21 protein-coding genes, 3 tRNA genes and 2 pseudogenes are annotated in these 22086 nt (G+C 63.7%); 16 read left to right on the top strand and 10 right to left on the bottom strand.

Features of this window, described 5'->3' with window-relative positions; translation table 11 throughout:
* The first annotated feature begins 94 nt into the window (after positions 1-94).
* Positions 95-724, top strand: coding sequence for a maleylacetoacetate isomerase (gene maiA, locus L6Q21_RS06405; protein ID WP_237829856.1), 630 nt, complete (start codon positions 95-97; stop codon positions 722-724).
* Between the two features lie 20 nt (positions 725-744).
* Here maiA and nadC read toward each other — a convergent pair whose 3' ends face one another.
* From nadC to nadA, 4 genes are read right to left on the bottom strand one after another with little or no spacing between them, the layout of a single operon-like run.
* Complete coding sequence (gene nadC / locus L6Q21_RS06410; protein WP_237829857.1) at positions 745-1608, bottom strand: carboxylating nicotinate-nucleotide diphosphorylase; 864 nt, start codon at positions 1606-1608, stop codon at positions 745-747.
* Positions 1595-1960, bottom strand: coding sequence for a hypothetical protein (locus L6Q21_RS06415; protein WP_237829858.1), 366 nt, complete (start codon positions 1958-1960; stop codon positions 1595-1597). Before L6Q21_RS06415 ends, nadC begins: the two co-directional genes overlap by 14 nt.
* On the bottom strand, positions 1957-4032 hold the full coding sequence (locus tag L6Q21_RS06420; RefSeq protein WP_237829859.1) for a prolyl oligopeptidase family serine peptidase: 2076 nt from the start codon (positions 4030-4032) through the stop codon (positions 1957-1959). The genes L6Q21_RS06415 and L6Q21_RS06420 overlap by 4 nt, the downstream gene beginning before the upstream one ends.
* A 14-nt stretch (positions 4033-4046) precedes the next feature.
* A complete protein-coding gene (nadA, locus tag L6Q21_RS06425; protein ID WP_237829860.1) occupies positions 4047-5057 on the bottom strand; it encodes a quinolinate synthase NadA in 1011 nt (336 codons plus the stop codon).
* A gap of 54 nt (positions 5058-5111) precedes the next feature.
* Between nadA and L6Q21_RS06430 the strand changes: the two genes are divergently transcribed.
* On the top strand, positions 5112-6266 hold the full coding sequence (locus L6Q21_RS06430) for a 3-hydroxyacyl-CoA dehydrogenase (protein WP_336246229.1): 1155 nt from the start codon (positions 5112-5114) through the stop codon (positions 6264-6266).
* A 189-nt stretch (positions 6267-6455) separates the two neighbouring features.
* Here the strand turns inward: L6Q21_RS06430 and hspQ are convergent, their stop codons facing one another.
* Positions 6456-6866 carry a heat shock protein HspQ gene (gene hspQ, locus L6Q21_RS06435; RefSeq protein WP_237829861.1) on the bottom strand — a complete coding sequence of 137 codons (411 nt, stop codon included), beginning with the start codon at positions 6864-6866 and terminating at the stop codon, positions 6456-6458.
* A gap of 153 nt (positions 6867-7019) precedes the next feature.
* Here hspQ and L6Q21_RS06440 point away from each other — a divergent pair.
* The 4 genes and pseudogenes from L6Q21_RS06440 to L6Q21_RS06450 form a co-directional block, all read left to right on the top strand.
* Positions 7020-7109: transfer RNA gene (locus tag L6Q21_RS06440), tRNA-Ser, on the top strand.
* Between the two features lie 403 nt (positions 7110-7512).
* On the top strand, positions 7513-7725 hold the full coding sequence (locus tag L6Q21_RS06445; protein WP_237829862.1) for a TetR/AcrR family transcriptional regulator: 213 nt from the start codon (positions 7513-7515) through the stop codon (positions 7723-7725).
* Positions 7726-8021: 296 nt separating this feature from the next.
* Positions 8022-8165, top strand: a complete 144-nt coding sequence (locus L6Q21_RS18220; RefSeq protein WP_418895810.1) for a transposase — start codon at positions 8022-8024, stop codon at positions 8163-8165.
* 44 nt (positions 8166-8209) lie between these two features.
* Positions 8210-8524: pseudogene (locus tag L6Q21_RS06450) on the top strand (IS3 family transposase); the annotation flags it as partial.
* A 146-nt stretch (positions 8525-8670) separates the two neighbouring features.
* Here the strand turns inward: L6Q21_RS06450 and L6Q21_RS06455 are convergent.
* Together L6Q21_RS06455 and L6Q21_RS06460 are read right to left on the bottom strand one after the other, a co-directional pair.
* On the bottom strand, positions 8671-9555 hold the full coding sequence (locus tag L6Q21_RS06455; protein ID WP_237829863.1) for an alpha/beta fold hydrolase: 885 nt from the start codon (positions 9553-9555) through the stop codon (positions 8671-8673).
* Positions 9555-11843 carry a TonB-dependent receptor gene (locus L6Q21_RS06460; RefSeq protein WP_237829864.1) on the bottom strand — a complete coding sequence of 763 codons (2289 nt, stop codon included), beginning with the start codon at positions 11841-11843 and terminating at the stop codon, positions 9555-9557. Before L6Q21_RS06460 ends, L6Q21_RS06455 begins: the two co-directional genes overlap by 1 nt.
* A 189-nt stretch (positions 11844-12032) precedes the next feature.
* Between L6Q21_RS06460 and L6Q21_RS06465 the strand changes: the two genes are divergently transcribed.
* Positions 12033-12653, top strand: a complete 621-nt coding sequence (locus tag L6Q21_RS06465) for a TetR/AcrR family transcriptional regulator (protein ID WP_237829865.1) — start codon at positions 12033-12035, stop codon at positions 12651-12653.
* A gap of 198 nt (positions 12654-12851) precedes the next feature.
* Here L6Q21_RS06465 and rtcR read toward each other — a convergent pair whose 3' ends face one another.
* A complete protein-coding gene (gene rtcR / locus L6Q21_RS06470; RefSeq protein ID WP_237829866.1) occupies positions 12852-14447 on the bottom strand; it encodes an RNA repair transcriptional activator RtcR in 1596 nt (531 codons plus the stop codon).
* Positions 14448-14693: 246 nt separating this feature from the next.
* On the opposite strand from rtcR, the gene L6Q21_RS06475 reads away from it, so the two are divergent.
* The 6 genes from L6Q21_RS06475 to rtcA all read left to right on the top strand — a co-directional run bounded on the left by L6Q21_RS06475 (position 14694) and on the right by rtcA (position 20038).
* Positions 14694-14771 (top strand) — tRNA-Pro (locus L6Q21_RS06475).
* Between the two features lie 17 nt (positions 14772-14788).
* Positions 14789-16336 (top strand): vWA domain-containing protein, encoded by a 1548-nt coding sequence (locus L6Q21_RS06480; protein ID WP_237829867.1) that lies wholly within the window; start codon positions 14789-14791, stop codon positions 16334-16336.
* Positions 16337-16519: 183 nt separating this feature from the next.
* A tRNA-Thr gene (locus L6Q21_RS06485) sits at positions 16520-16583 on the top strand.
* A gap of 382 nt (positions 16584-16965) precedes the next feature.
* Positions 16966-18192: an RtcB family protein gene (locus L6Q21_RS06490; protein ID WP_237829868.1), complete on the top strand. Its 1227-nt coding sequence runs from the start codon at positions 16966-16968 to the stop codon at positions 18190-18192.
* 38 nt (positions 18193-18230) lie between these two features.
* Positions 18231-19028, top strand: a complete 798-nt coding sequence (locus L6Q21_RS06495; protein WP_237829869.1) for a nucleotidyltransferase domain-containing protein — start codon at positions 18231-18233, stop codon at positions 19026-19028.
* Positions 19025-20038: an RNA 3'-terminal phosphate cyclase gene (gene rtcA / locus L6Q21_RS06500; RefSeq protein WP_237829870.1), complete on the top strand. Its 1014-nt coding sequence runs from the start codon at positions 19025-19027 to the stop codon at positions 20036-20038. The genes L6Q21_RS06495 and rtcA overlap by 4 nt, the downstream gene beginning before the upstream one ends.
* A 73-nt stretch (positions 20039-20111) precedes the next feature.
* On the opposite strand, the pseudogene L6Q21_RS06505 reads toward rtcA, so the two are convergent.
* Both L6Q21_RS06505 and L6Q21_RS06510 read right to left on the bottom strand, forming a co-directional pair.
* Positions 20112-20236 (bottom strand): annotated as a pseudogene (locus L6Q21_RS06505) (integrase core domain-containing protein); the annotation flags it as partial.
* 163 nt (positions 20237-20399) lie between these two features.
* Positions 20400-20903 (bottom strand): MarR family winged helix-turn-helix transcriptional regulator, encoded by a 504-nt coding sequence (locus L6Q21_RS06510; protein ID WP_237829871.1) that lies wholly within the window; start codon positions 20901-20903, stop codon positions 20400-20402.
* Between the two features lie 96 nt (positions 20904-20999).
* On the opposite strand from L6Q21_RS06510, the gene L6Q21_RS06515 reads away from it, so the two are divergent.
* Genes L6Q21_RS06515 through L6Q21_RS06525 form a run of 3 tightly spaced genes read left to right on the top strand, consistent with a single transcriptional unit; the run spans position 21000 to position 22078 of the window.
* Positions 21000-21245 carry a DUF4287 domain-containing protein gene (locus L6Q21_RS06515; RefSeq protein ID WP_237829872.1) on the top strand — a complete coding sequence of 82 codons (246 nt, stop codon included), beginning with the start codon at positions 21000-21002 and terminating at the stop codon, positions 21243-21245.
* A 20-nt stretch (positions 21246-21265) separates the two neighbouring features.
* Positions 21266-21664, top strand: a complete 399-nt coding sequence (locus L6Q21_RS06520) for a DoxX family protein (RefSeq protein ID WP_237829874.1) — start codon at positions 21266-21268, stop codon at positions 21662-21664.
* Positions 21665-21691: 27 nt separating this feature from the next.
* Entirely contained in the window at positions 21692-22078 is a 387-nt protein-coding gene (locus L6Q21_RS06525; protein ID WP_237829876.1) for a cupin domain-containing protein, read from the top strand.
* Positions 22079-22086 lie beyond the last annotated feature (8 nt).

The following is a 22086-nucleotide window of genomic DNA, read 5'->3' on the forward strand; positions in this document are numbered from 1 at the left end:
GCCCCGTTAATCCCACTCGGCGGGCATTGCCGCAAGGGGGCCGCAAGGGGGCTGGCGGCTGGCAAAGGCGCTGGCGTCGCGCTAGGGTCCGGCCATGAAACTCTACACCTATTTCCGGTCGGGCGCGGCCTGGCGTGTGCGGATCGGCCTTCACTGGAAAGGGGTGGACTTCGAAAGCGTGCCCATCGACCTGCGCAAGGGCGGGCAGGCGGCGGCCGAGTGGCTGGCGCGCAATCCGCAGGGGCTGCTGCCCGGGCTGGAACTGGACGACGGAACGCTTCTGACCCAGTCGCTGGCGATCCTGGAATGGCTGGAGGAAACCCGGCCCGAGCAGCCTTTCCTGCCGCAGGAGCCGGTGGCGCGGGCGCGGGTGCGGGCGGTGGCGCTGGCGATCGGCGCGGACATGCATCCGGTGCAGAATCTGGGCGTGCTGAAGCGGGTGGAGGCGCTGACCGACGCCGAAACGGCGCGGCGCTGGGCGCATGACACCGTCGCGCGCGGGCTGCAATCGGTGGAGGGGCTGGTGGGGCGCAACCCCGGGCCTTTCGCCTTCGGGGCGGAGCCGACGCTGGCCGACATCCTGATCGTGCCGCAACTGTTCAACGCCCGGCGCTTCGGTGTGGACCTCAAGCCCTTCCCTCGCGTCCTGGAGATCGAAGCGGCGGCTTCGGCGCTGCCGGCCTTTCAGGCGGCGCATCCGGACGCACAACCGGACGCGGACTGAAGGCCCCTGTTCCAGGTCACCTACTCCAGATAGTCCATGCCCACATCGGCGGCCGGCGCCGACTGGGTGAGGCGGCCGACGGAGATATGGCTCACCCCGGTTTCGGCGATGGCGCGGATGCTGTCGAGATTCACCCCGCCCGACGCCTCGGTCGGCACCCGCCCGGCGACCAGCGCCACCGCCTCGCGCAGAACCGGCGGCGGCATATTGTCCAGCAGCAGCCGGTCGGCGCCGGCGGCGATCGCCGGCTCGATCTGGTCGATGCGGTCCACCTCCACGGTGATGTCGGAAAGCCCGGCCGCCTTGCAGGCGGCGACCGCCGGCGTGATTCCGCCGGCGGCGGCGATGTGATTGTCCTTCACCATGGGCGCATCCCAGAGCCCCATGCGGTGGTTCTGGCCGCCGCCCATGCGAACGGCGTATTTTTCCAGATGCCGGAGGCCCGGCAGCGTCTTGCGGGTGTCGAGAAGCGTCGCCTCCGTGCCCTCGATTGCTTCCACATAGCGGCGGGTGAGGGTGGCGATCCCGGTCAGATGCTGCAGCGTGTTGAGGGCCGAGCGTTCGGCGGCGAGCAGCGCCCGGGCGTTGCCTTCCACCGTCATCAGGTCGGTGCCCGCCGCAACCTCGTCGCCGTCCGCCACCAGCATATGGATGGCGCAGGCCGGGTCCAGCCGGCGGAAGAAGGCGGCGGCGAGCGGCAGGCCGGCCACCACCACCCTGTCGCGGCTGTCCAGAACCGCCTTCAGCCGGGCGTCGGCCGGCAGGCAGGCGGTCGCCGTCAGGTCGCGGGCGGCGTCGGCCGCGCCGCCCAGATCCTCCGCGAGCGTCGCTTCGACGAAGGCAGAAAGATCGAAGCCGGGCAAGGCGATTTCAGGCGCAGACACGGGCGGCCTCTTGCAGGATGGGCGCGGCGCGGTCGACGATTGCCTTGCCTTCCGACGCCTTCAGCCCATGGCGGTTGAGCGCCTTCAGCACCGCATCCGACTTCAGATTGGCAGGCTGCTGCTTCAGGCGAAGGGCCGGCGCGCCGAGATCCAGCAGGAAGTCGCCTTCCGCGTTGGAAGCCAGTTCCTTCACCATGCAGCGACAGCTCGCATCGGGCACCTTTTGCCGGCATTCGTGCAGAAAGCCGTCGATATGCGCTTTGGGAGCCCTGGATTTCAGATACTGATCCGCGGCGGCAGGCGCCGAGATCAGCGCCATGCCCAGCAGCGCTACTACCCGTGTGCGCCTCACTTCAGCTCCTTGTCGAGATAGGCCAGCATCAGCGCGTAGCGGTAGGCGGCTTCCTTCAGATTGGCGACACCGGCGTGGCCGCCGTCGATATTCTCATAATAATAGATGGGGTGGCCCAACGCCTCCATTTCGGCCGCCATCTTTCGGGCGTGCGCCGGGTGGACCCGGTCGTCTTTCGTGGAGGTGTAGAAGAAGACGCGGGGGTATTTCGCCGCCTTCTTCAGATTCTGATAGGGGCTGTAGGCCTTGATGAACTCCCAGTCGGCGGTGTCGGGGTTGCCATATTCGGCCATCCACGAGGCCCCCGCCAGCAGCAGATGGTAGCGCCGCATGTCGGCCAGCGGCACGCCGACCAGCGCCGCGTCGTAAAGGTCCGGCCGCTGCGTGTAGGCGACCGACGACATGAGGCCGCCGTTCGAACGGCCATGGACGGCGATCTTCGAGGCCTGCCCGGTTTTCTTCAGATCCTCGGCGACGGCGTGCAGATCGTCATAGCTGTTCTGCCGCTTCTCCAGCAGGGCCGCCTGGTGCCAGCGCGGGCCATATTCGCCGCCGCCGCGGATGTTGCCGACCACATATTGGTTGCCGGCCTCCACCCACATCTGCGCCTCGGGCTGGAGATAGGCCGGGACCAGCGCGATCTCGAAGCCACCATAGGACCAGTAATAGGTCTTGAGCGGCCCCTTCGCGCCCTTCGGCCGGATCACGAAATAGGGCACTTTCGTGCCGTCCTTCGAGGTGGCGAAGCGCTGCGCGACTTCGAACTTCGCCCCGTCGAAGAAGGCCGGAGCGGAGGCGAGCGTCGTGGGCGCGGCGCCGTTCGCGGTCTTCATCAGCCGCGACGGCTCGGTGAAGCCGACGACATTGGCGTAGAGCGTGTCCTGATCGTCGGTGGCGACGAGGCCGAGCGCGCTGTTGGCCGGAAGCGGCACCTCGCGGCTGGACCACTGGCCGTTGCCACGCTGCAGGCGGACCAGCTTCGCCGCGACATCGTCCAGCAGGTTCACATAGACGGCCTTGCCGGTGGCATCGACATTGTCGATCGCCTGGCTGTCGGTCGGGGTGAACACCGCCTCCACCGGCCCCGGCGCCCCGGAAGCCGGCACCGCATAGGACACGAGGCTGCCCTTCGAGATGCCGTTGAAATCGGTGCGGAGCAGCGCATAGGCGCGGGGGCCGTCGCCCACATCGGCGATGAACTGGAAGTTGGCGTCATCCGGCAGCGGCGAGACGGTGAGCGCCCCGTCGGCGCCCAGATGGTGGACCTTGCCGGTCCAGAAGGTCAGCGCCTGCAGGATGACGGCCCGGCGGTTCGCGCCGGAGCCATAGGCGGCGGGGTTGGCGGCCATCTCCTGCTCGCCGATGCTCAGCAGCAGCTTCGCGCTGGAGAAGGGCGTGCCGCGCTGCCACAGCCGGACTTCGCGGGCATAGCCCGACGTGCTGACCGGGCCGGCGGCGGTGGCGACCAGCAGCCGGTCCTGGTCGAGCCAGGCGAGCGCCTGCTTCGCCTCCGGGCTGGCAAAGCCGCCTTCGGACGCGGGGACGAAGCGGCGGGCCTTCGTGTCGAACTCCCGCACCTCCACCGCGTCCTTGCCGCCGATCGACAGGCGGACGAGGCAGCGCGCGTAATCGGCGCCGAAGCAGGAGGCTCCGGAGAATTGCAGATTCTTCTTCTCGGCGGCTTCCAGCGCGTCCATGTCCAGAAGCGTCGTCCATTCCGGCTTGCCGGCGTCGAACGCCGCGCGCGGCGAAACCCGCCACAGGCCGCGCACATGATCCTTGTCGCGCCAGAAATTGTAGACGCTGCCGGCCGTCACGCCGCTGGGGCTGGCGCCGGTCGGATAGGCGATCCGGCGCGGGTCCTGAAGAATGGTCTCCGCCTTCGCCCGCCAGGCCGCGAAGCCGGGCACGGCTTCCAGCTCCGGCAGATATTTCGCGTTGCGGGCGCGCACCCAGTCGAGCTGCTTCTCGCCGGTCACGTCCTCCAGCCACTGATGCGGATCGGCCGGCGGCGGGGTCTGGGCGGCGGCGGGGGCGGCCAGCAGCATCGCGGCGGCAACGATGGTCTTCATGGACATCCTTCAGGTCAGTCGCCGGTGACCGGGGGCATGGTCTGGGCGGGGGTGAGGTCGGTCGCCGCGCCGCTGGCGATCGCCAGCATGCGGTTCAAGGGCAGCAGCGCGCGCACGCGCAGCTCCTCGGGCACATGCAGTTCCGGCTTCAGGTCGCGCAGGCTCAGGTAGAGCTTCTCGACGGTGTTGAGCGCCATATAGGGGCACATGTTGCAGGAGCATTTGCCGTCGGCCCCGGGCGCGCCGATGAAGGTCTTTTGCGGGGCCTTCTTCTCCATCTGGTGGATGATGTGCGGCTCGGTGGCGACGATGATGAGGTCGCTTGGGCTTTCCAGCGCGAACTTCAGGATGGCGCTGGTGCTGCCGATCATGTCGGCATGGTCCAGGATATGCGCCGGGCATTCCGGGTGGGCGGCGACCGGCGCATCCGGATATTGCGCCTTCAGCTTCAGAAGCTCGGTCTCGCTGAAAGCTTCATGGACGATGCAGGTCCCGTCCCACAACAGCATGTCGCGCCCGGTCTTGCGGGCAAGCCAGGCGCCCAGATGCTTGTCGGGCGCGAAGAGGATCTTCTGGTCGCGGGGCAGCGAGTTGATGATCTTCTCGGCGCTGGACGAGGTGACGATGATGTCCGAATGCGCCTTCACCGCCGCCGAGCAGTTGATGTAGGTGAGCGACAGATGGTCCGGGTGCGCGGCGCGGAAGGCGGCGAACTCGTCCGGCGGGCAACTGTCCTCCAGCGAGCAGCCGGCGTCCATGTCGGGCAGGATCACGGTTTTCTGCGGAGAGAGGATCTTCGCCACCTCCGCCATGAAGCGCACGCCACAAAAGGCGATCACATCGGCGTCCGTCTCGGCCGCCTTGCGCGACAGCTCCAGCGAATCGCCGACGAAGTCCGCCATGTCCTGCAGTTCCGGCGTCTGGTAATAATGCGCCAGGATCACGGCGTTGCGCTCCTTGCGCAGCCGCTCGATCTCCGCGCGGATGTCGAGGCCTTTCAGCGTTTCTCTCAGTCTTGCATCCATCGGCCGGGCTCCTCAAAGTCCAAGTCTCTAGGCGAAGCATATGGGGAGGAAAAGATGAGCGACGAGGCATTGGCGCATATTTCGGCGGCGGAACGCAAGGCGGCCGAAGTGGAAGGCATCGGCCCGAATGTGCCGACCCGCCCCATCGCCCGCGTGGGGGTGATCGGCGCCGGCACCATGGGCGGCGGAATCGCCATGAACTTCGCCAATGTCGGGATTCCGGTGACCATAGTGGAGCGGGAACAGGCCGCGCTCGACCGCGGGCTGAAGGTGATCCGCGGCAATTACGAACGCTCCCTGCAGCGCGGCAAGCTGACGGCGGACGAGGTGGAGACGCGCATGGCGCGGCTGACCGGCAGCCTCGACTATGCTGATCTGGCCGACGCCGACCTCATCATCGAGGCGATCTTCGAGGATATGGCCATCAAGAAGGCGGTGTTCGCCCGCCTGGACGGGCTGGCGAAGAAGGGCGCCATCCTCGCCAGCAACACCAGCTATCTGAACGTGGACGAGATCGCCGCCGCCACCTCGAGGCCGGCGGACGTGCTGGGAATGCACTTCTTCTCCCCCGCCAATGTCATGAAGCTGCTGGAGGTGGTGCGCGGCAAGCTGACCGCGCCGGACGTGCTGAAGACGGCGATGGAAGTGGGGGTGAAGATCGGCAAGGTGCCCGTCGTCTCGGGCGTGTGCGACGGCTTCATCGGCAACCGCATGCTTTCAAGGCGGCAGCAGGCGGCGAACGAACTGCTGATGGAAGGCGCCATGCCCTGGGAGGTGGACAAGGTGCTGACCGATTTCGGCTTCCCCATGGGGCCGTTCCAGATGAGCGATCTCGCCGGGCTGGACATCGGCTGGTCGAAGGAGACGTCGAAGGGCGAAACGCTGCGGGATCGCCTCTGCGAAATGGACCGGCGCGGGCAGAAGACGCGGGCTGGATTCTACGATTATGACGAGGATCGCAAGCGCTCTCCCAGCCCGGTCGTCGAGCAGTTGATCCGTGACTATGTGAAGGAAAAAGGCGGGATGGTGCGCGAGCACAGCGCGCAGGAAATCCTGGAGCGGCTGCTGAAGCCGATGGTGGAGGAAGGGCGGAAGATCCTGGCCGAGGGGATCGCCCAGCGCCCCGGCGACATCGATGCGGTGTGGGTGAACGGCTATGGCTGGCCGCGCGCCACCGGCGGCATCATGTACTGGGCGGGGGTGCGCTGAAGCGGGCGCAGGGTTGCGGCCCGATCGGTTGCGCCCAGGTTGGGGACTCCTATTCCCCTTCGTCACCCCGGGCTTGACCCGGGGTCCAGCTTTCCGGCCAGCGTAGGCAAGAAGCGGGATCCCGGGTCAAGCCCTGGATGACGGAAAGCATATATGTCTATGGGTTCTGAACCTGAGGGCTTTGCCCGATCAGTTGCGGTTGATCGGGCGCAGCACATAACGGCCGTCTCGGTAGCTTTCGAACACCTGCGCGACGGCGGGGTGACGGACCGGCTCGCCCTCTTCATCGGGCATCAGATTCTGCTGGCTGACGTAGGCGACGTAGGAGGATTCCTCGTTCTCGGCGAGAAGATGGTAGAAGGGCTGGTCCTTGGCGGGGCGCACTTCTTCGGGGATAGCCTCCCACCATTCCTCGGTGTTGGAGAATTCCGGGTCCACATCGAACACCACGCCGCGGAAAGGGAAGATGCGGTGGCGCACGATGTCGCCGATCCCGAAACGGGCCTCAGCGATTCGCGGCGCAAGGATTTCGGCGTGGCGCGGCTGCGCGACGCTGGCATCGGGGCGCTTTCCGGCGGGAATATGTTCTTTGTTCGTCATCAAAACCGACCTCTGCCGTAGGATATAGGCGCATTTCGGCTGGTGCAAAGGGGGTTGGGCTTGTGTTTGCCCGGCACGGCGGCTATGGCCCGCGCCTTGCCAGAGACCATAAGGGAACGGCACCGGTCTCAGCGGGCCGGAGCAGCCCGGCGCGGAGAGGTGCCAGAGTGGTCGATTGGGGCGGTCTCGAAAACCGTTGTCCGTGTAAGCGGACCGTGGGTTCGAATCCCACCCTCTCCGCCACACAATCGTTTGTTTTCAAAAGATTTTCCCAACTTCCGATCAGGCAGAGACCATCGTCTCCAGGCTCTCTCAGTACGGTTTGAGGTGTGATGGGCTGGGGCGTAGGCCATCATATTCTCCGTTTTTTGGGTGCCGGAACTTAGTCCCCAGACTTTCGTAGGTTAGCGAAGTGATTCCATACCAAGGTTCGGGCCGACCGCTTTCCGCCATTTAGTCATAAGACTTTTGGTTGCTCGCGAGAGGTTGGGCAATTGACTCGTTGCCACAGCTTTGGCCGTAAGTTTTGTACACGGAGAGCATAGCCATCAGGCAGATTCGTCTCTTTACGGGCTCATTCTCTGGCTCATGACCGGGCAGTACGGAATCGATAGGTCGATTGCGATCGTAACATTTGGAGTAGCTTTTGTTCCCACATTTCGGCGCGATCCCGGCGGAGAACAACCTGTGCTGCCTGCCGGGATCGGTAGTTCATGGCACGTCCGCGCAGGCTCTTGTCGATGCGACGGGCCTCGGTCGCGGCAGCCTGTATGCCGCCCACACCAACAAGGACGGCCTCTTCGAACAGGCGTTGTTGCGCTACCGCGAACGCACGCGTGGCCATGTCGAGCTGATCTGATCCCAGAAAACTGGACTGCTTTTAGTTAGAGTTTTTCGCCGTAATCTCCCCTTGGCTGGGAGGAGCGAAGAGCGATGAAGGCATCCAGATTCTCAGACGCGCAAAAGGGGTTCATCCTGAAGCAGGGTACGGACGTCGCCGACCTCTCGCCAGCAACAGCCGCAGCACCCTCGCCGAAGTGCAGCCGTTGCCCCGCCGTCAGGACCGCTTTTGCGGGCGGCTTGCTGGATGACTTGTAACGGTTTTGCGCCGGTCACCCGAGCGTTTTAAGCTCGCAACAGGAGACCGACGAGACGATCAAGCATGGTGAAGAATTCAAGCAGGAGGCAGTGCGCATTGCGCTGATCAGTGGGCTACCGCGTGAGCGGGTTGCGTCGGATTTGGGGATCGGCAAGTCGACGTTGAACAAATGGGTTTCGCATATCGCCCATCGGACCTGATGGTAGCGCAGCAGGCAGATCTGGCGCGAGAGAATGAACGGCTTCGCCAACCACCCGTAGGCTGTATTTTCCATTCCGATCGCAGCAGCCAATATTGCTCATACGCCTATCAAAAGAAGCTGCAGGCCTATGGCCTACGTCCATCCATGAGCGAAAAGGACAATTGTTACGACAACTCCGGAGTCGAGACCTTCTTCAAATCCCTGAAGGCGGAGATGATCTGGCAGCAGCGCTGGTCAACCTGGCGGCAAGCTAAAGCTGCCATCTTCCAGTACATCAACGACTATTATAGTTCCCGGCGGCGCCATTCATATTTAGGCGGCATCAGCCCATTCGCATTCGAAGCCAAGGTGGCATGATGAGATAGGTGACCGGCATAAATCCGTTACAAGCCCAGCCTGCACTTGTCCCCCTTCCGGCAATGGTCTTTCTCAGGGGCGCGATCTATCGAAAAGCCCTGATGGCGGCAGTGCAGATCGTGACAATCTGCACTGCCCGGCGCGTGTCAGGGCTGCCGGGCGAGAAAGTCCTCGATCGCCCGCCGGGCGGCGGGCTCTGTCAGAAACGGCGCATGACCTACGCCGGGCACTTCACGATAAACCATCTTCGGCGCCGCACGCCGCATTTTCGCGGCAATCGGCGCCGACAGGATGTCCGACAAGGCGCCGCGCAGCAGCAGCACGGGCCGCCGCCGCGCCAGCCTGCGGAACAGGATGTCCGCCAGCCACGATTTGTTCGGAACCGGCCGGCGCGACATCGGCAGGGAAATGTCCGGGTCATAGTCCAGAACGGGGCGTCCGGCGGCGTCTTCCACAAAGCCCCTGCGGGCCATGGAAAGCCAGTCGGCCTCGGTGAAATCTGGAAAGGCGACTTCGCTCGTCCGCTTCACGTATCGGGCGGCATCGTCCCAGTTCTCGATCACCGCCTGCTTGCCCGCATAGCCGGCGATGCGGGCGATGCCGGCCGGGTCGATCTCCGGCCCGACGTCGTTGAGCGTGGCGCTGGCCACCGCCCGCATTCGACGGGCCGAGACGAGGAGGGTGATGAGCCCGCCCATCGAGGTGCCGACGAAATGCGCACGGGAAATGCCCAGCGCGTCCAGCATCGCCAGCATGTCGGCCGCGTAGGTCGGGAGCTGGTAGCGCATCGGGTCCGCGCTCCATTCCGAGCGGCCGCGGCCGCGGACGTCCACCGCCAGCACGCGGCGCCCGCCCGCCGCGATCCACGGTGCCACATCCTCGAAATCGCCCGAGTTGCGGGTGAGGCCGTGGATCAGCACCACCGGCAACCGGGCCGGGCCGGCCGCCGCCGGATAGTCACGCGCAAAGAGCGACGATCCGTCGGCAGCCGTCCAGCGTCGTTCCACGAAGGCGACGGCGGCGTCCGTCATCAGAAGCGGTATTCGACCGATGCGCGCACCGTGCGCGGCGCGCCATAGAAGCCGATTACCGACTGGGCGTAGGCATTGAGCGGGAAGTTGTAGCCGCCGGTGCGGTACCGGTCGTCCAGCAGGTTGCGGCCGAACACGCCGAAGCGCCACTTCTCGTCCGGCGTCGTCCAGGTGACGGAGAGGTCGACGAGGGCATAGGCGCCCTGATCGATCGCCGGGATCGGGATTTCGAACAGGTGGGTTTCGCTGCGGAAGGAAATCGCCGGTTGCACCGTCAGCCAGCCGCCCGCCACTTCGCCGTGCGCGTTGACGGAGGCTGAGAGCGTGAACTCGGGTGTGTTCTGGAACACGCGGCTGTCGGCCACGTCCACCATCGTGCCACTCACCATGTCATAGACGAGGAATTCGTTGAACCTGGCGTTCACATAACCCAGCGTGATGTTGGCGCTCAAATTGCGGCTCATCATCGCATTCGCTTCCACTTCGACACCCCAGATGCGCGAACTGCCGGCGTTGTCCACGAAGCTGACGACGCCGGGCGGCGGCGTCACCTTGGCGACCTGTGTCGTCACCTGCTGGCCCTGATAGTCCGCGTAGAAGAGAGCGGCGTTCAGGCGCAGGCTGTTGTCGAGAAAGGCGCCCTTCAGGCCGATTTCATAGGAATCGACGATTTCGGAATCATAGCCGTCCTTCGTCGCCGGCGTGGCGCTGGCGTCGCCCCGCATGTCGAACCCGCCCGACTTGAAGCCGCGCGCATAGGCGGCATAGAGGTTCACCTGCTCGCTCGCCTCGAAACTGAGGCTGACGCGCGGCGTGAACTCCTCGAAGGTGCGATCGTTGCTGTAGTCCGTCAGGATCTGCGGCACGTTATAGGGCGGCGGCAGCACGGGCACATAGGGCTTCAGCAGCGGGCTTCCGAGCGTGCCGAAATAGTTCGCCTTGAACACCTCGCCCGTCTTCTTGTCGCGCGTCCAGCGGGCACCCACCGAGACCTTCAGGCGATCGGTGATATCGTAGTTGAAGTCCCCGAAGATGGCGAAGCTCCTGGTGTCGACCGAGCCGGTCGTCAGCTGCGTCAGCGCGGTGTAGGCGCTGACGACGGGGACGAGCGCGGCTTCCGGGATCAGGCCGCGGCCGAGGATGGTGTCGAAGGCGCCGCTGGCGGTTGCGTCCATGTAATAGAGGCCGACGATCCCTTGCAGGCGATCCGTTTCGATCTGCGCCTGCAGTTCCTGGCTGAACTGATGGTCCTTGTAGACGTTGCCGCTGGCGGCCACATCCAGGAAGGGCTGCGGCGTGCCGTCGAAGTCGATGCCGGGGCCACGGGTGTAGCCGTCGCGCCAGGCGGTGATCGACTTCAGGGTGAGCGTGTCCGACACGTTCCATTCGCCCAGCAGCGAGACGCCCTGCGTGACGACCTTCTGGTCGTCTCCGAGGCCTGCCATCGTGTCATATTTGCCAGGCAGCACGGCCTGCTTCGAGTTGGGCTCGAAGGTTTCGCGGTGGCCGTGGTTGATGTTCGACTTGTCTTCCGTGCGGTCGCCGGCGAGGCGGATGAAGATGTTGTCGACCGGCGTCATTTCCAGCGACAGCCGGGCAGCCAGCACATCCTTGTTGTTGGTTTCGGCGCCCGAATGTAGGTTCTCGCCATAACCGTCGCGGTTGTACCAGGCGACGGCTCCGCCGACCGAGAGCCAGTCGGTCAGCGGGATGGCGACGGAGCCGACGAGGTTCAGCTCGTTATAGGTGCCATATTCCGCCCGCACCTTGCCGGTGAACTCGTTGCCGAGCTTCTTCGTCACATATTTCACCGCGCCGCCGATGGTGTTGCGGCCATAGAGCGTGCCTTGCGGGCCCCGCAGCACTTCGATGCGCTCGATGTCGAAGATGTCTAGCACGGCGCCTTGTGGGCGGGCGATGTAGACGTCGTCCACATAGAGGCCGACGCCGGGCTCGAAGCCCCAGAGCGGATCCTGCTGGCCGATGCCGCGGATGAAGGCCGTGAGGGTGGAGTTGGTGCCGCGCGCCACCTGGATGGTGAGGTTGGGGGTGGAGCGTTGCAGGCCGGTGATGTCGGGCGTGCCCTTTTCCTCCAACGCTTCGGCCGAAAAGGCGCTGACGGAGATCGGCACGTCGCGCAGGCTTTCCTCACGGCGGCGGGCGGTGACGATGATGTCGTCAAGGCCGCTTGCGCGTTCTTCCTTTGCGGTTTCCGTTTCCTGCGCCTGCGCAGGGCCGGCGAGGCCAAGGGTCAGCGCGGAACCTGCCAGCAGAAGGGCCCAATTCACCCGTCGATCAAAAACCATCCTAACCTCCCCTTAGCCGTTATGGCTTATTCATTCGTATCCGTATGTATTATTGATAATCCTCTTTGAAACATCTCGTCAACATAGGCTGGATAAATACATTCGAACCAGGATGATATAGGCCCGCGCAGAGATTGACCGTGCGGGACGGAGGACCTAGGCTCGGGTGCCATGAAGCTTCCTCCGCTGCCGTTGCAGCCCTATATTTCCGAGCTGACCGAGCCGCCCGCCCGGCGCGGGCCGAAGCCGAAGATCCCGACAGAGCGCTGGTTCCTGACGGCGCTGGAGCAGCTGGCGACGGGCGGCATCGATTCCGTGCGGGTGGAGCTGGTCGCCGGGCAGCTTGGCGTGACGAAGGGCATGTTCTACGCGCGCTTCCCCTCGCGCGATGCCTTTCTGGAAGCGATGATCGACTATTGGCGGCTGCGCACCACCACCGGGCTCGTCACCGAACTGGGGGCGCTGGATGCAGCGCCGGAGGACCGGCTGGTGCGGCTGTTCAGCATCCCGGACATGGATCGCGCAAAGACCGGCGCCTATATCGAAATGGCGATGCGCACCTGGGCGCTGACCGATGAGCGCCCGGCGAAGGCCATGGCCGAGATCGACCGCCACCGGCTTGCCTATTTCGAGGCGGTGATCGCGGCGAACGGGATTCCGGCCGAACAGGTGCAGGCGCGCGCTTTCCTGATCTACAGCTATGTGATCACCGACACGCTGCTGCCCGGAAACCGCGCGGCACTGAGGGAGCTTTGCCGCAGTTTCCTGAGCGACAGACGAACGGACGGGTAGAGGCACCCAGGCTGCCCGGCTGCGTCGTTGCCCGCGTCGGCGTCGATCAGCTCAGCCACTGCCGCCAGTACCCGAAGCTGACGGTGGCAAAGGTCCCAGAGCCAGTCGCTCGCTCCGTTGTCGTGGCTTGGGGAACCAAGGGCAGGTCTCAAGGAACTATTTTTGGCCTTCGAGCGTCCGCTTTGTTGGCGTCGCTCGTCATTTGTCCACCGTCGACCAATCCAGTCCAAACCGTGCGAGATACTTCCGCAGGCGGTCAGCGTCATTCGAACTGCTGCGTCGAGTACGAGACGCATTGAACAAGATTCTGCCCGCTTCCGACAGAGAGCGACTGGTCCTGCACACCCGGATCGTCTCGGCAAGCTGAACATGATCGAACAGGTCGAGTTCGCCGATGCGTTCCGGGGGCAACAGCCCTGAAAGAATATCGGCAGCATTGTCGGCCTGCCCCGACCATAGCCGTCGCAGGCGCTCAATCTCTTTATCGACACTGTCGACATCGATCCGTCCCTTCGGACTTAGCGTGGCCATGCGGGTCACACTGGCGGCGAGGTCGCGGAAGTTGCCCGGCCAGCTTGCCTCTCCGGACGTCGCGAAGGCGAGATAGCGCAGGCGCGCTTCCTTGTTGAAGCTGGCCTGGTCGCCCTCGCGTTCCGCGAACCTGTCCAGTTCATAGTCGAGATTGGGCTCGATATCCTCACGCCGGTCGACGAGGCCCGGCAAGCGGAAGGTCCAGAGATTGAGGCGCGCATAAAGGTCGTCGCGGAAAGCACCAGCGGCTACTGCCTCGCCGAGGTCGCGATTGGTGCCGGCGATCAACTGAAAGTCTGATGCCACCTCTTTGTCCGCGCCAACGGGCAGGAAGCGCTTGTCCTCGATGGCGCGCAGGATCATCGCCTGTTCGTCGAGGCCGAGTTCGCCAATCTCATCGAGGAACAGCATGCCTTTGTCAGCGGCGCGCAACAAGCCCGGTCGGTCGGCAACCGCTCCGGTGAAGGCCCCCTTGCGATGGCCGAACAGGGCCGACATGGCGCTGTCGCCCTTCAGGGTCGCGCAGTTCACTTCCACAAATGGCCCGGCAATCTGGTGCTTGGCCTTTTTGAGTTCGTAGATGCGCCGGGCCAGCTGACTCTTGCCCGCGCCAGTTGGTCCCATCAGCAGCACTGGTGCGCGCGAGCGCAGCGCTACCTGCTCGATCTCGTCGATCATGCGGTTGAAGGCGGCGTTGCGTGTATCGATGCCGGATTTGAGGAAAGACGTGCTCTCCGCGCTCGTAACGGCGAAGCGGGTCGCGATGCTATCATAGCGCGAAAGGTCGAGGTCGATGATGCTCCAGCGACCGGGCGCCCCACCATCCTCGGCGCGCTTCGCCGGTTGGGTCTGGAGCAGGCGCCCCGGCAGGTAACGCGCCTCGGTCAGCAGGAAGAGACATATCTGCGCGACGTGTGTGCCCGTGGTGATGTGGAGGAGATAATCCTGCTCGTCCGGATCAAATGGCTCGGCCCGCGCGAAGTCGAGCAGCTTTCCATAAACCTCCTCGAAATCCCAGGGGTCGCGGAAATCGAGGACCCGCATGTCGACCTGAGTCTCCGGCGAAACGGAAGCGATGTCTTCCGCGACATATTCGGCGAGGCGACGATGGGCGGTGCCGTGCAACAGCACCAGTCGATCAACCCGCAGATCCTCATGCATGGTCAGCGCGACGGTCGGGCGCCACTTGTTCCAACGCGAGGGGCCGAACTTGCTCGCGTCGAGGGTGGAGCCGAGGAAGCCGATAACGGTCAGGGGTTTCATTCTTATATCATAGGATAAAATCCTATCTCATGCGATCATATTTTTCAGAATCCCAAGCTTGAGCGTTCCGATGGGGAGAAAAATAAAATAGATAAAATCAATATGATGTGAGTTTTTCTGTCTCTTTCTGATGGTTTGGCATGCTCCGTGCAGTTCTTTTGGCGTCGACCGGGGCAGACTACTCGGTCGGCAGGCGGAACTGGGGCGGTCGGAATGGGCCGGCCGCCCCAAGGACCGGAGAATTCATAGGGCGTAGCTCAGCTTGCGCAGAGCGCCTGCCTTGGGAGCAGGAGGCCGCAGGTTCAAATCCTGCCGCCCTGACCAGATGAAGGAGTTGGACGATGGCCAACAAGGGACTGTTTGCAAGCGCCGTGGCGAAGCTGTTGCCGCGCACCGATACGCTGAACCGGGAGGGTTCGCCGGCCTATGCCTATGGGCCAAAGGCGAAGCTCGCCCAGCTGGCAGCGACCGGCACGCTCGCCGATAATTTCTACGGCGCGGCGGAAACGCAGCTTGCCGATGTGCTGGAGGCGGCCCGTTCGGTCGATCCCTATTTCGTCGCTCAGGCTGCGGTCTATGCCCGTACGTCCGGCGCGATGAAGGATATGCCCGCCTTGCTGGCGGCGTATCTGACCGTCGCCGATCCCGACCTTTCGGTCCGGGTCTTCGGCAAGGTCGTGAACAACGGCCGCGTGCTGCGTAGTTTCGTGCAGATCATGCGATCGGGCCAGGTTGGGCGAACATCTCTCGGCACCCGGCCGAAGCGGCTGGTCCAGCAGTGGCTGGAGCGGGCGTCGATCCGCGAGCTGATGCATGCTGCGACCGGCAATGCGCCGAGCCTGGCGGACATCGTCAAGATGGTCCACCCGCGTCCGGCGGATGCGGGCCGCAAGGCCTTCTATGGCTGGCTGATCGGTCGTCCCTATGACGTCGCCGCGCTGCCCGCCGAGATTGCCGCGTTCGAGGCCTGGAAACAGGATCAGGCCCAGCCTTTGCCCGAAGTGCCGTTCGAGTGGTTGACCGCTTATCCGCTTGTCGCGGAGCAGTGGGCGGAGCTTGCGACCCGCATGGGCTGGCAGGCCCTGAGGATGAACCTCAACACGCTGGCGCGCAACGGCGCATTCGCTGTGGAGGGGCTTATCGATCAGGTTGCGGCCCGGCTTGCCGACCGTGACGCGCTCCATGCCGTGCGGCCCATGCCCTATCAGCTGATGGTGGCATTGGGCCAGGTCGGCGACGGCGTGCCGCTCAAGGTACAGGCGGCGCTGGAGGAAGCACGGGAGCTGTCGCTCCGAGGCATGCCGAAGGTGCCGGGCCACGTGGTCGTCTGCCCCGACGTGTCGGGTTCGATGGGGATGCCGGTGACGGGCTACCGCAAGGGCGCGTCGTCAAAGGTTCGCTGCATCGATGTCGCGGCCCTGGTCGCGGCGGCGATGCTGCGATCCAACCGCGAGGCACGGGTCATCCCGTTCGAGCAGGCGGTCGTACCAATGAAGCTGAAGGCTACCGACCGGATCGCGGCGAATGCCGCGAAGCTGGCGGCGGTCGGCGGTGGTGGAACGAACGTCTCGGCGCCCCTCGCGCTCCTCAACAAGGAGATGGCGGCGGTCGATCTGGTGGTTATCGTCTCGGACAACGAGTCCTGGGTCGATGCGCAGCGGAGTGGATCGACGGCGACGATGCAGGAATGGACGAAACTGGCGAAGCGTAACCCGCAAGCCAAGCTCGTCTGCATCGACATCGCGCCTTACGGCACCACGCAGGCGGCTAGCCGGCAGGACATATTGAATGTCGGAGGCTTCTCCGATGCGGTGTTCGACACCATCGCGCGCTTCGTCTCCGGCGAGACGCACGACTGGGTGAGCATCGTGGAACAAGTGGAGGTCTGAACGAACAGGGTCGTGGCGAATGCTGGCAGGACTACATGTCACCAGAGGAGGCCCGACGAGTAAAGCGCCCGGAAGGCAGTTGTGCCGAAAGGGAGATGCGGGTTCGAATCCCGCCGCCGACACGTAGCTTAAGGGCCGCGTCTTGCCGAACCTCGTCGCCACGACCCGACAAGATCATCACGGCGAATGCCGGGAAGGACTACATTGGTAATGTGGTTGTCGCGGGTTCAAGTCCCGCCTGTATCGGCAACGATGCAGTAGCTCAGCTGGATAGAGCGCCAGTCCCTCGGGACGGTCTTTCTCACTTCTCGTCGCCGTGACCGGAAACACAAAAATCATGGCGAATGCCCGACGGACTACATGGCCTATCACGCCCCAGATGCGGGTTCGAATCCCGCCGGACCGCCCAATCGGTCCGTAGTTTAACGGTAGAACAGGGACCGTCCGCGAGGACGGAGAGAAGTCTGTCAAACACTTGTCGCCATGGCACCAAATTCAAGCTGGCGAATGCCGGCGGGACTACATCGGTAAAGGCCGAAAGGCCGAGCGGTTCGAATCCGCCCCGGAGAAATCCGGGATGTCTCGCCAAAACTCGTCGCCGGCACCATGATTATGCAAGGGAGGTCTCGATGACCGAGGCAAATTTTGATTTTCAGCACGTCGAGGGCGGCAAGCCGATCAAGCTGTGGACCCGGGGCGTGCCGGTCGATGAGAAGGCGCATGAGCAGCTCCGCAAGGCGGCGCGCATGCCTTTCGTGTTCAAGCATGTGGCGGCCATGCCGGACGTGCATGTCGGTATCGGCGCGACGGTTGGCTCGGTCATCCCGACCAAGGGCGCGGTGATCCCGGCGGCGGTGGGCGTCGACATCGGCTGCGGCATGATGGCGGCGCGCACATCGCTGATGGCGGGCGATCTTCCGGACAATCTGGAAGGCATCCGTTTGGCGATCGAGCGGGCGGTGCCGCACGGGCGCAGCGTCAATCGCGGCAAGCGCGATACCGGTTCGTGGGGCGACCCACCGGCCGAGATCGTGGAGGCCTGGGCGACGCTGGTGGAGCGGTTCGACCGGATCACGGCGAAATATCCGCGGTTCAAGAACACCAACCAGCTCACCCATCTGGGGACGCTCGGGACGGGCAACCACTTCATCGAACTCTGCCTCGATACCGAACAGCGCGTCTGGATCATGCTCCACTCGGGCTCGCGCGGCGTGGGGAATGCGATCGGCACGTTCTTCATCGAACTGGCCAAGCAGGACATGCGCAAGTGGTTCATCAACCTGCCCGACGAGGATCTGGCCTACTTCCCGGAAGGGACCGACCATTTCGACGACTATGTCGAGGCGGTCGAGTGGGCGCAGGACTTCGCGGCGCTGAACCGCCGGATGATGATGACCAACGTGATCCGGGCGCTTCGCGGCCAGATCGCCAAGCCTTTCGACGCCGAGCTCGAAGCGGTGAACTGTCATCACAATTATGTGACGCGGGAGAACCACTTCGGCGAGAATGTGCTCGTGACCCGCAAGGGCGCGGTGCGCGCGGCGAAAGGCACGATGGGTATCATCCCGGGCTCGATGGGCGCGAAATCGTTCATCGTACGCGGTCTCGGCAATGCGGAATCGTTCGAGAGCTGCAGCCATGGCGCGGGACGCGTGATGTCCCGCACCCAGGCCAAAAAGCTGGTCTCGCTCGACGAGCATATCGCCGATACGGCCGGCGTCGAGTGCCGCAAGGACGAGAGCGTCATCGACGAGACGCCCAAGGCCTACAAGCCGATCGAAGCCGTGATGGCCGCCCAGGCCGATCTGGTGGAGATCGTCCACACGTTGAAACAGGTGGTGTGCGTCAAGGGGTGAAGCCCCGGACGCACACTGCTTCCTAATCGAGAAGCATCATGCAGACCGGTACCGACAAGGCCATTCCCGCAACCGTCCGGCGCGAGATCGAGACACGGCTGGACAGCATCGAGCAGACGTATGACGTGCGTATCCTGCTGGCGGTGGAGTCCGGTTCGCGCGCATGGGGATTTCCGTCGCCAGACAGCGACTATGATGTGCGCTTTCTCTATGTGCGGGCGCGCAGCTGGTATTTGTCGCTGAAACCGGGGCGGGATGTGATCGAGACGCCCATCGAAGATGAGATCGACCTGAACGGATGGGATATCCGTAAGGCGTTGGGCCTCATGCTCAGGTCGAACGCAGTGGTCAGCGAATGGATCGAAAGTCCCATCCGCTATCGTGCCGATCATCCGGTGGTGGCAAGGCTGTCCGCGCTGGCGGATCGCGCCATGGATGCACGAGGCATCGCCCATCATTACGCCAATCTCGGTCAGAATGCTGCGGATCGCTGGCTGACGGATAACGGTGATGTGCCGGTGAAGAAGTACTTCTATGCCCTTCGTCCGGCGCTCGCGATCCGCTGCCTCCGCCTCAATCGGGATGGTCGTCCGCCGATGGACCTTCAGACGCTGGTCGACCGCTGCGCGCTGTCCGAGCCCATGCGGGATGAGATAACGAAGTTGGTCGAAGCGAAGCGCCGGAGCAATGAACAGAGCAACGCCACGCGCATAGCGGCGCTGGATGACCTGATCCGCGACGAACTTTTACGGGCGGGCGAGTTGCCTGTCCGGGAAACGGAGCCTGATGTCGATATTCGGGCCGACCAACTTTTTCTTGAATTGGTGAACACATGATCATCATCGATGGATCGGCAGGCGAAGGCGGCGGGCAGGTCGTGCGCAACGCGTGCGCGCTCTCGCTTGCCACTGGCAAGGCTGTTCGGATCGAGAATGTCCGCGCCAGGCGGTCGAAGCCGGGGCTCATGCGCCAGCATGTGACCGCGGTCGAGGCGGCGTGCGTCATTGGCAATGCCGAATGCCAGGGGCTGCATATCGGCTCGTCCGCGCTCAGCTTCACGCCGGGGCGCGTCATGCCGGGTGAATATCATTTCGCTGTTGGCACGGCGGGGTCCACGGGACTTGTCCTCCAGACGGTGCTGATGCCCTTGCTGTTGGCTGATGCACCGTCGCGGCTGGTTCTGGAGGGCGGCACGCATAATATGCTCGCCCCGCCATTCGATTTCATCGCGAAATGCTTCCTGCCGATCATCAATCGCATGGGGCCGAAGGTTGAGGCACGGCTGATCCGGCACGGCTTCTACCCGCGCGGTGGCGGCCGGATCGAAGTGGATATTACACCGTCTCCGTTGCAGGCGATCGATTGCGTAGAGCGCGGGGCGCTCCTTGGCGTCAGTGGACATGCCCTGTTCGCGGGACTGCCCTTCGAGATCGCGGAGCGCGAAATCAACGTCGTGCGTCGCGACCTTGGCTGGTCGGAGCGGGAGGTCTGCGTGCGCGAACTGCCCGAAGATCAGGGGCCGGGTAACATCCTGCTGCTGGAGGCGCAGTTCGAGCATGGAACCGAGATCGTCAGCGGCTTCGGCCAACTGGGCGTGACGGCGGAGCGAGTCTCCAAGAAGGCGGTCGGGCGCATGCGTGGCTATCTGGAATCGGATGCCTTTGCTGGTCCCTATCTGGCCGACCAGTTGCTGCTTCCCTTCTCGCTCGCGGGTGGAGGCAGCTTCACGACGGTCAAGCCGAGCCAGCACAGCCTGACGGCGATCGATGTGATTGGGCACTTCCTCGACCGACGGCCTGCCTTTGCCCAGCAGCCCGGTGGGATGCATCTTCTCTCTGTAGGATAAGGCAGCTGATCGGCCCCCACTGAGTGGTCCGGTTTAATTGTTAGTGAATAGTGGCCTCCGGCGCCATTGCCGTCAGTGTCCTGGCCTCGGCCAGGGTGTAGAAGGCTCGCCATTGAGCAGCTCATCGCGCATCGAGCCGTTGAACGATTCACAGTATCCATTCTCCCATGGACTACACGGCGTGATGTAGAGGGTCGACGAAGTCGTACGACCAAACATGGCCGGGACACTCCGGCCGTAGCCGGATGCGCGAGGTTCCAGGCGTGGCCTGCTTCATCGCTTATCCTGCCGATCGAAGATTTGGCGCGTTGCCGTCAGCTCGTCCTAGCGCGCTACAGCCGCACGGCTTAGTAGCGCTTGCTCACAACCCCTTGGACTCGAGCGAAAGGGCCAGCTTTCGAAGCAGCTCGGCCAGAGTTTCCCGCTCCTTTGCCGACAGGCCGTCGAGCAGATCCGCTTCGGTTCGCATGTCCTCGACGATCGCAGCGCGGGCCTTCTCAAGCCCGTCTGCCGAAAGCCCGACGAGTAGGCTTCGCCCATCGGCCGGGTCCGGAACCCGCTCCACAAGGCCGCGTTTCTCCAGCCTGGACAGCCGCGCGGTCAGCCCGCCGGAGGTGATCATGAGCCATCTGAACAACTCTGTCGGGCGCAGCCGGTAAGGTGGGCCTGAGCGAAGCAGAGTCGAAAGAACGTCGAAATCGCCCGTATCCAGACCTTGACTGTCGAAGACTTTTTCGATGGCCGGGCGCACACTTAGCGTGATCACACGCGCGCGGCCAAGGATGGCCATGCCGCTCGTATCAAGGCCGGGCATTTCCTCAGCCCATTGCCTTCGTCGCGCCTCGACCCGGTCATCCGAACTCATGACATTCCTTATTATCTTGATTGCAAGATAAATATCTTGACGCTAAGATAATATGTAACGGCGCCCGGTTGCAACCGTCCATCCAACGGAGACGAGATGACTCATAATAAAGCTGCTCAGCCCCAGCCCGTGAGAGGGCCGGCCTCCTACTTTCCATCGATCGAAAAGTCATATGGTCGGCCCGTTGATGAGTGGTTCGGCATGATCCGCGCCAAGCCGGGCCTGAAGCATATGGAGCTGGTTGCCTGGCTGAAGGAAACGCATGGGCTGGGGCATGGTCATGCGAACGCGCTCGTGGCGCATGTACTGGCGCAAAGGCAGAAAGCCGGAACGGGGAAATGACCCAAAAGACACGGAATACCATGGGATGGACCCTGACGGGCCTGTTTACGCTGTTCCTTCTTGCCGCCTCCATCGCTCCGAAGCTCGTCGGAGCGGAGGTTGCGGGGGAAACACTGCGCCAATTGGGCTGGCCGGATAATCATGTCTTCCTGCTCGGTCTGATCGAACTGGCCTGCCTGGCTCTCTATCTCTTTCCACGATCTTCCGTTGCCGGGGCGATCCTGATGACCGCCTCTCTGGGCGGCGCGGTCTCGACACAGTTCCGCGTCGGAAACCCTGTATTCAGCCATCTCCTGTTCGGCGTCTATCTGGGCCTGTTCATGTGGGGCGGCCTGTGGCTGCGCGACGCTTCCTTGAGAGCGATATTCCCGCTGCGCGCCCAGAACAAGCAAAGTGACTCCGCCCGTCTCGGGCAATGATGGCAAATTGGAGGGGTAGTTAGCGTCATGCACCATATCATTCGCGCAGCCGAAACATCGAAAGCGCCCAATCGGACATGGAAGTTCGAAGGTGAACATTTTGGCGCCGGGATATCATTCTTCGCCGTTGATCTCGACCGCGGCCAAGGTCCAGGCTTGCACATCCATCCCTATGCGGAGACATGGCTTGTGCTGTCCGGGATGGTGGATTTCGAAGTGCAGGATGAAAGCCTCTTCGCCTGCACCGGCGATGTGGTGATCGTTCCAGCACATACGCCGCATCGGTTCACGAACAGTGGCGACCAGCCGCTGACCATGGTGTGCATTCACGACCATGAGCGCGTCATCCAGCATTTTCTGAACGACCGGCCGCCAGGGCAGACCCGGCTTGGCGCGGAATATGGTTCCCCATGATGATGACA

The organism is Sandaracinobacteroides sayramensis (assembly GCF_022014495.1).
GTDB classification, from domain to species: domain Bacteria; phylum Pseudomonadota; class Alphaproteobacteria; order Sphingomonadales; family Sphingomonadaceae; genus Sandaracinobacteroides; species Sandaracinobacteroides sayramense.

What these genes read in the sequence shown, in the direction of transcription:
- maiA (WP_237829856.1), top strand. Translation starts at nt 95, where the DNA reads ATGAAACTCTACACCTATTTCCGGTCGGGCGCGGCCTGGCGTGTGCGG.
- nadA (WP_237829860.1), bottom strand. Translation starts at nt 5,057, where the DNA reads ATGGATGCAAGACTGAGAGAAACGCTGAAAGGCCTCGACATCCGCGCG.
- L6Q21_RS06510 (WP_237829871.1), bottom strand. Translation starts at nt 20,903, where the DNA reads ATGAGTTCGGATGACCGGGTCGAGGCGCGACGAAGGCAATGGGCTGAG.
- rtcA (WP_237829870.1), top strand. Translation starts at nt 19,025, where the DNA reads ATGATCATCATCGATGGATCGGCAGGCGAAGGCGGCGGGCAGGTCGTG.
- L6Q21_RS06525 (WP_237829876.1), top strand. Translation starts at nt 21,692, where the DNA reads ATGCACCATATCATTCGCGCAGCCGAAACATCGAAAGCGCCCAATCGG.
- hspQ (WP_237829861.1), bottom strand. Translation starts at nt 6,866, where the DNA reads ATGACGAACAAAGAACATATTCCCGCCGGAAAGCGCCCCGATGCCAGC.
- L6Q21_RS06520 (WP_237829874.1), top strand. Translation starts at nt 21,266, where the DNA reads ATGGGATGGACCCTGACGGGCCTGTTTACGCTGTTCCTTCTTGCCGCC.
- rtcR (WP_237829866.1), bottom strand. Translation starts at nt 14,447, where the DNA reads ATGAAACCCCTGACCGTTATCGGCTTCCTCGGCTCCACCCTCGACGCG.
- L6Q21_RS06455 (WP_237829863.1), bottom strand. Translation starts at nt 9,555, where the DNA reads ATGACGGACGCCGCCGTCGCCTTCGTGGAACGACGCTGGACGGCTGCC.
- L6Q21_RS06495 (WP_237829869.1), top strand. Translation starts at nt 18,231, where the DNA reads ATGCAGACCGGTACCGACAAGGCCATTCCCGCAACCGTCCGGCGCGAG.
- L6Q21_RS06420 (WP_237829859.1), bottom strand. Translation starts at nt 4,032, where the DNA reads ATGAAGACCATCGTTGCCGCCGCGATGCTGCTGGCCGCCCCCGCCGCC.
- L6Q21_RS06480 (WP_237829867.1), top strand. Translation starts at nt 14,789, where the DNA reads ATGGCCAACAAGGGACTGTTTGCAAGCGCCGTGGCGAAGCTGTTGCCG.
- L6Q21_RS06490 (WP_237829868.1), top strand. Translation starts at nt 16,966, where the DNA reads ATGACCGAGGCAAATTTTGATTTTCAGCACGTCGAGGGCGGCAAGCCG.
- L6Q21_RS06515 (WP_237829872.1), top strand. Translation starts at nt 21,000, where the DNA reads ATGACTCATAATAAAGCTGCTCAGCCCCAGCCCGTGAGAGGGCCGGCC.
- L6Q21_RS06465 (WP_237829865.1), top strand. Translation starts at nt 12,033, where the DNA reads ATGAAGCTTCCTCCGCTGCCGTTGCAGCCCTATATTTCCGAGCTGACC.
- L6Q21_RS06430 (WP_336246229.1), top strand. Translation starts at nt 5,112, where the DNA reads ATGAGCGACGAGGCATTGGCGCATATTTCGGCGGCGGAACGCAAGGCG.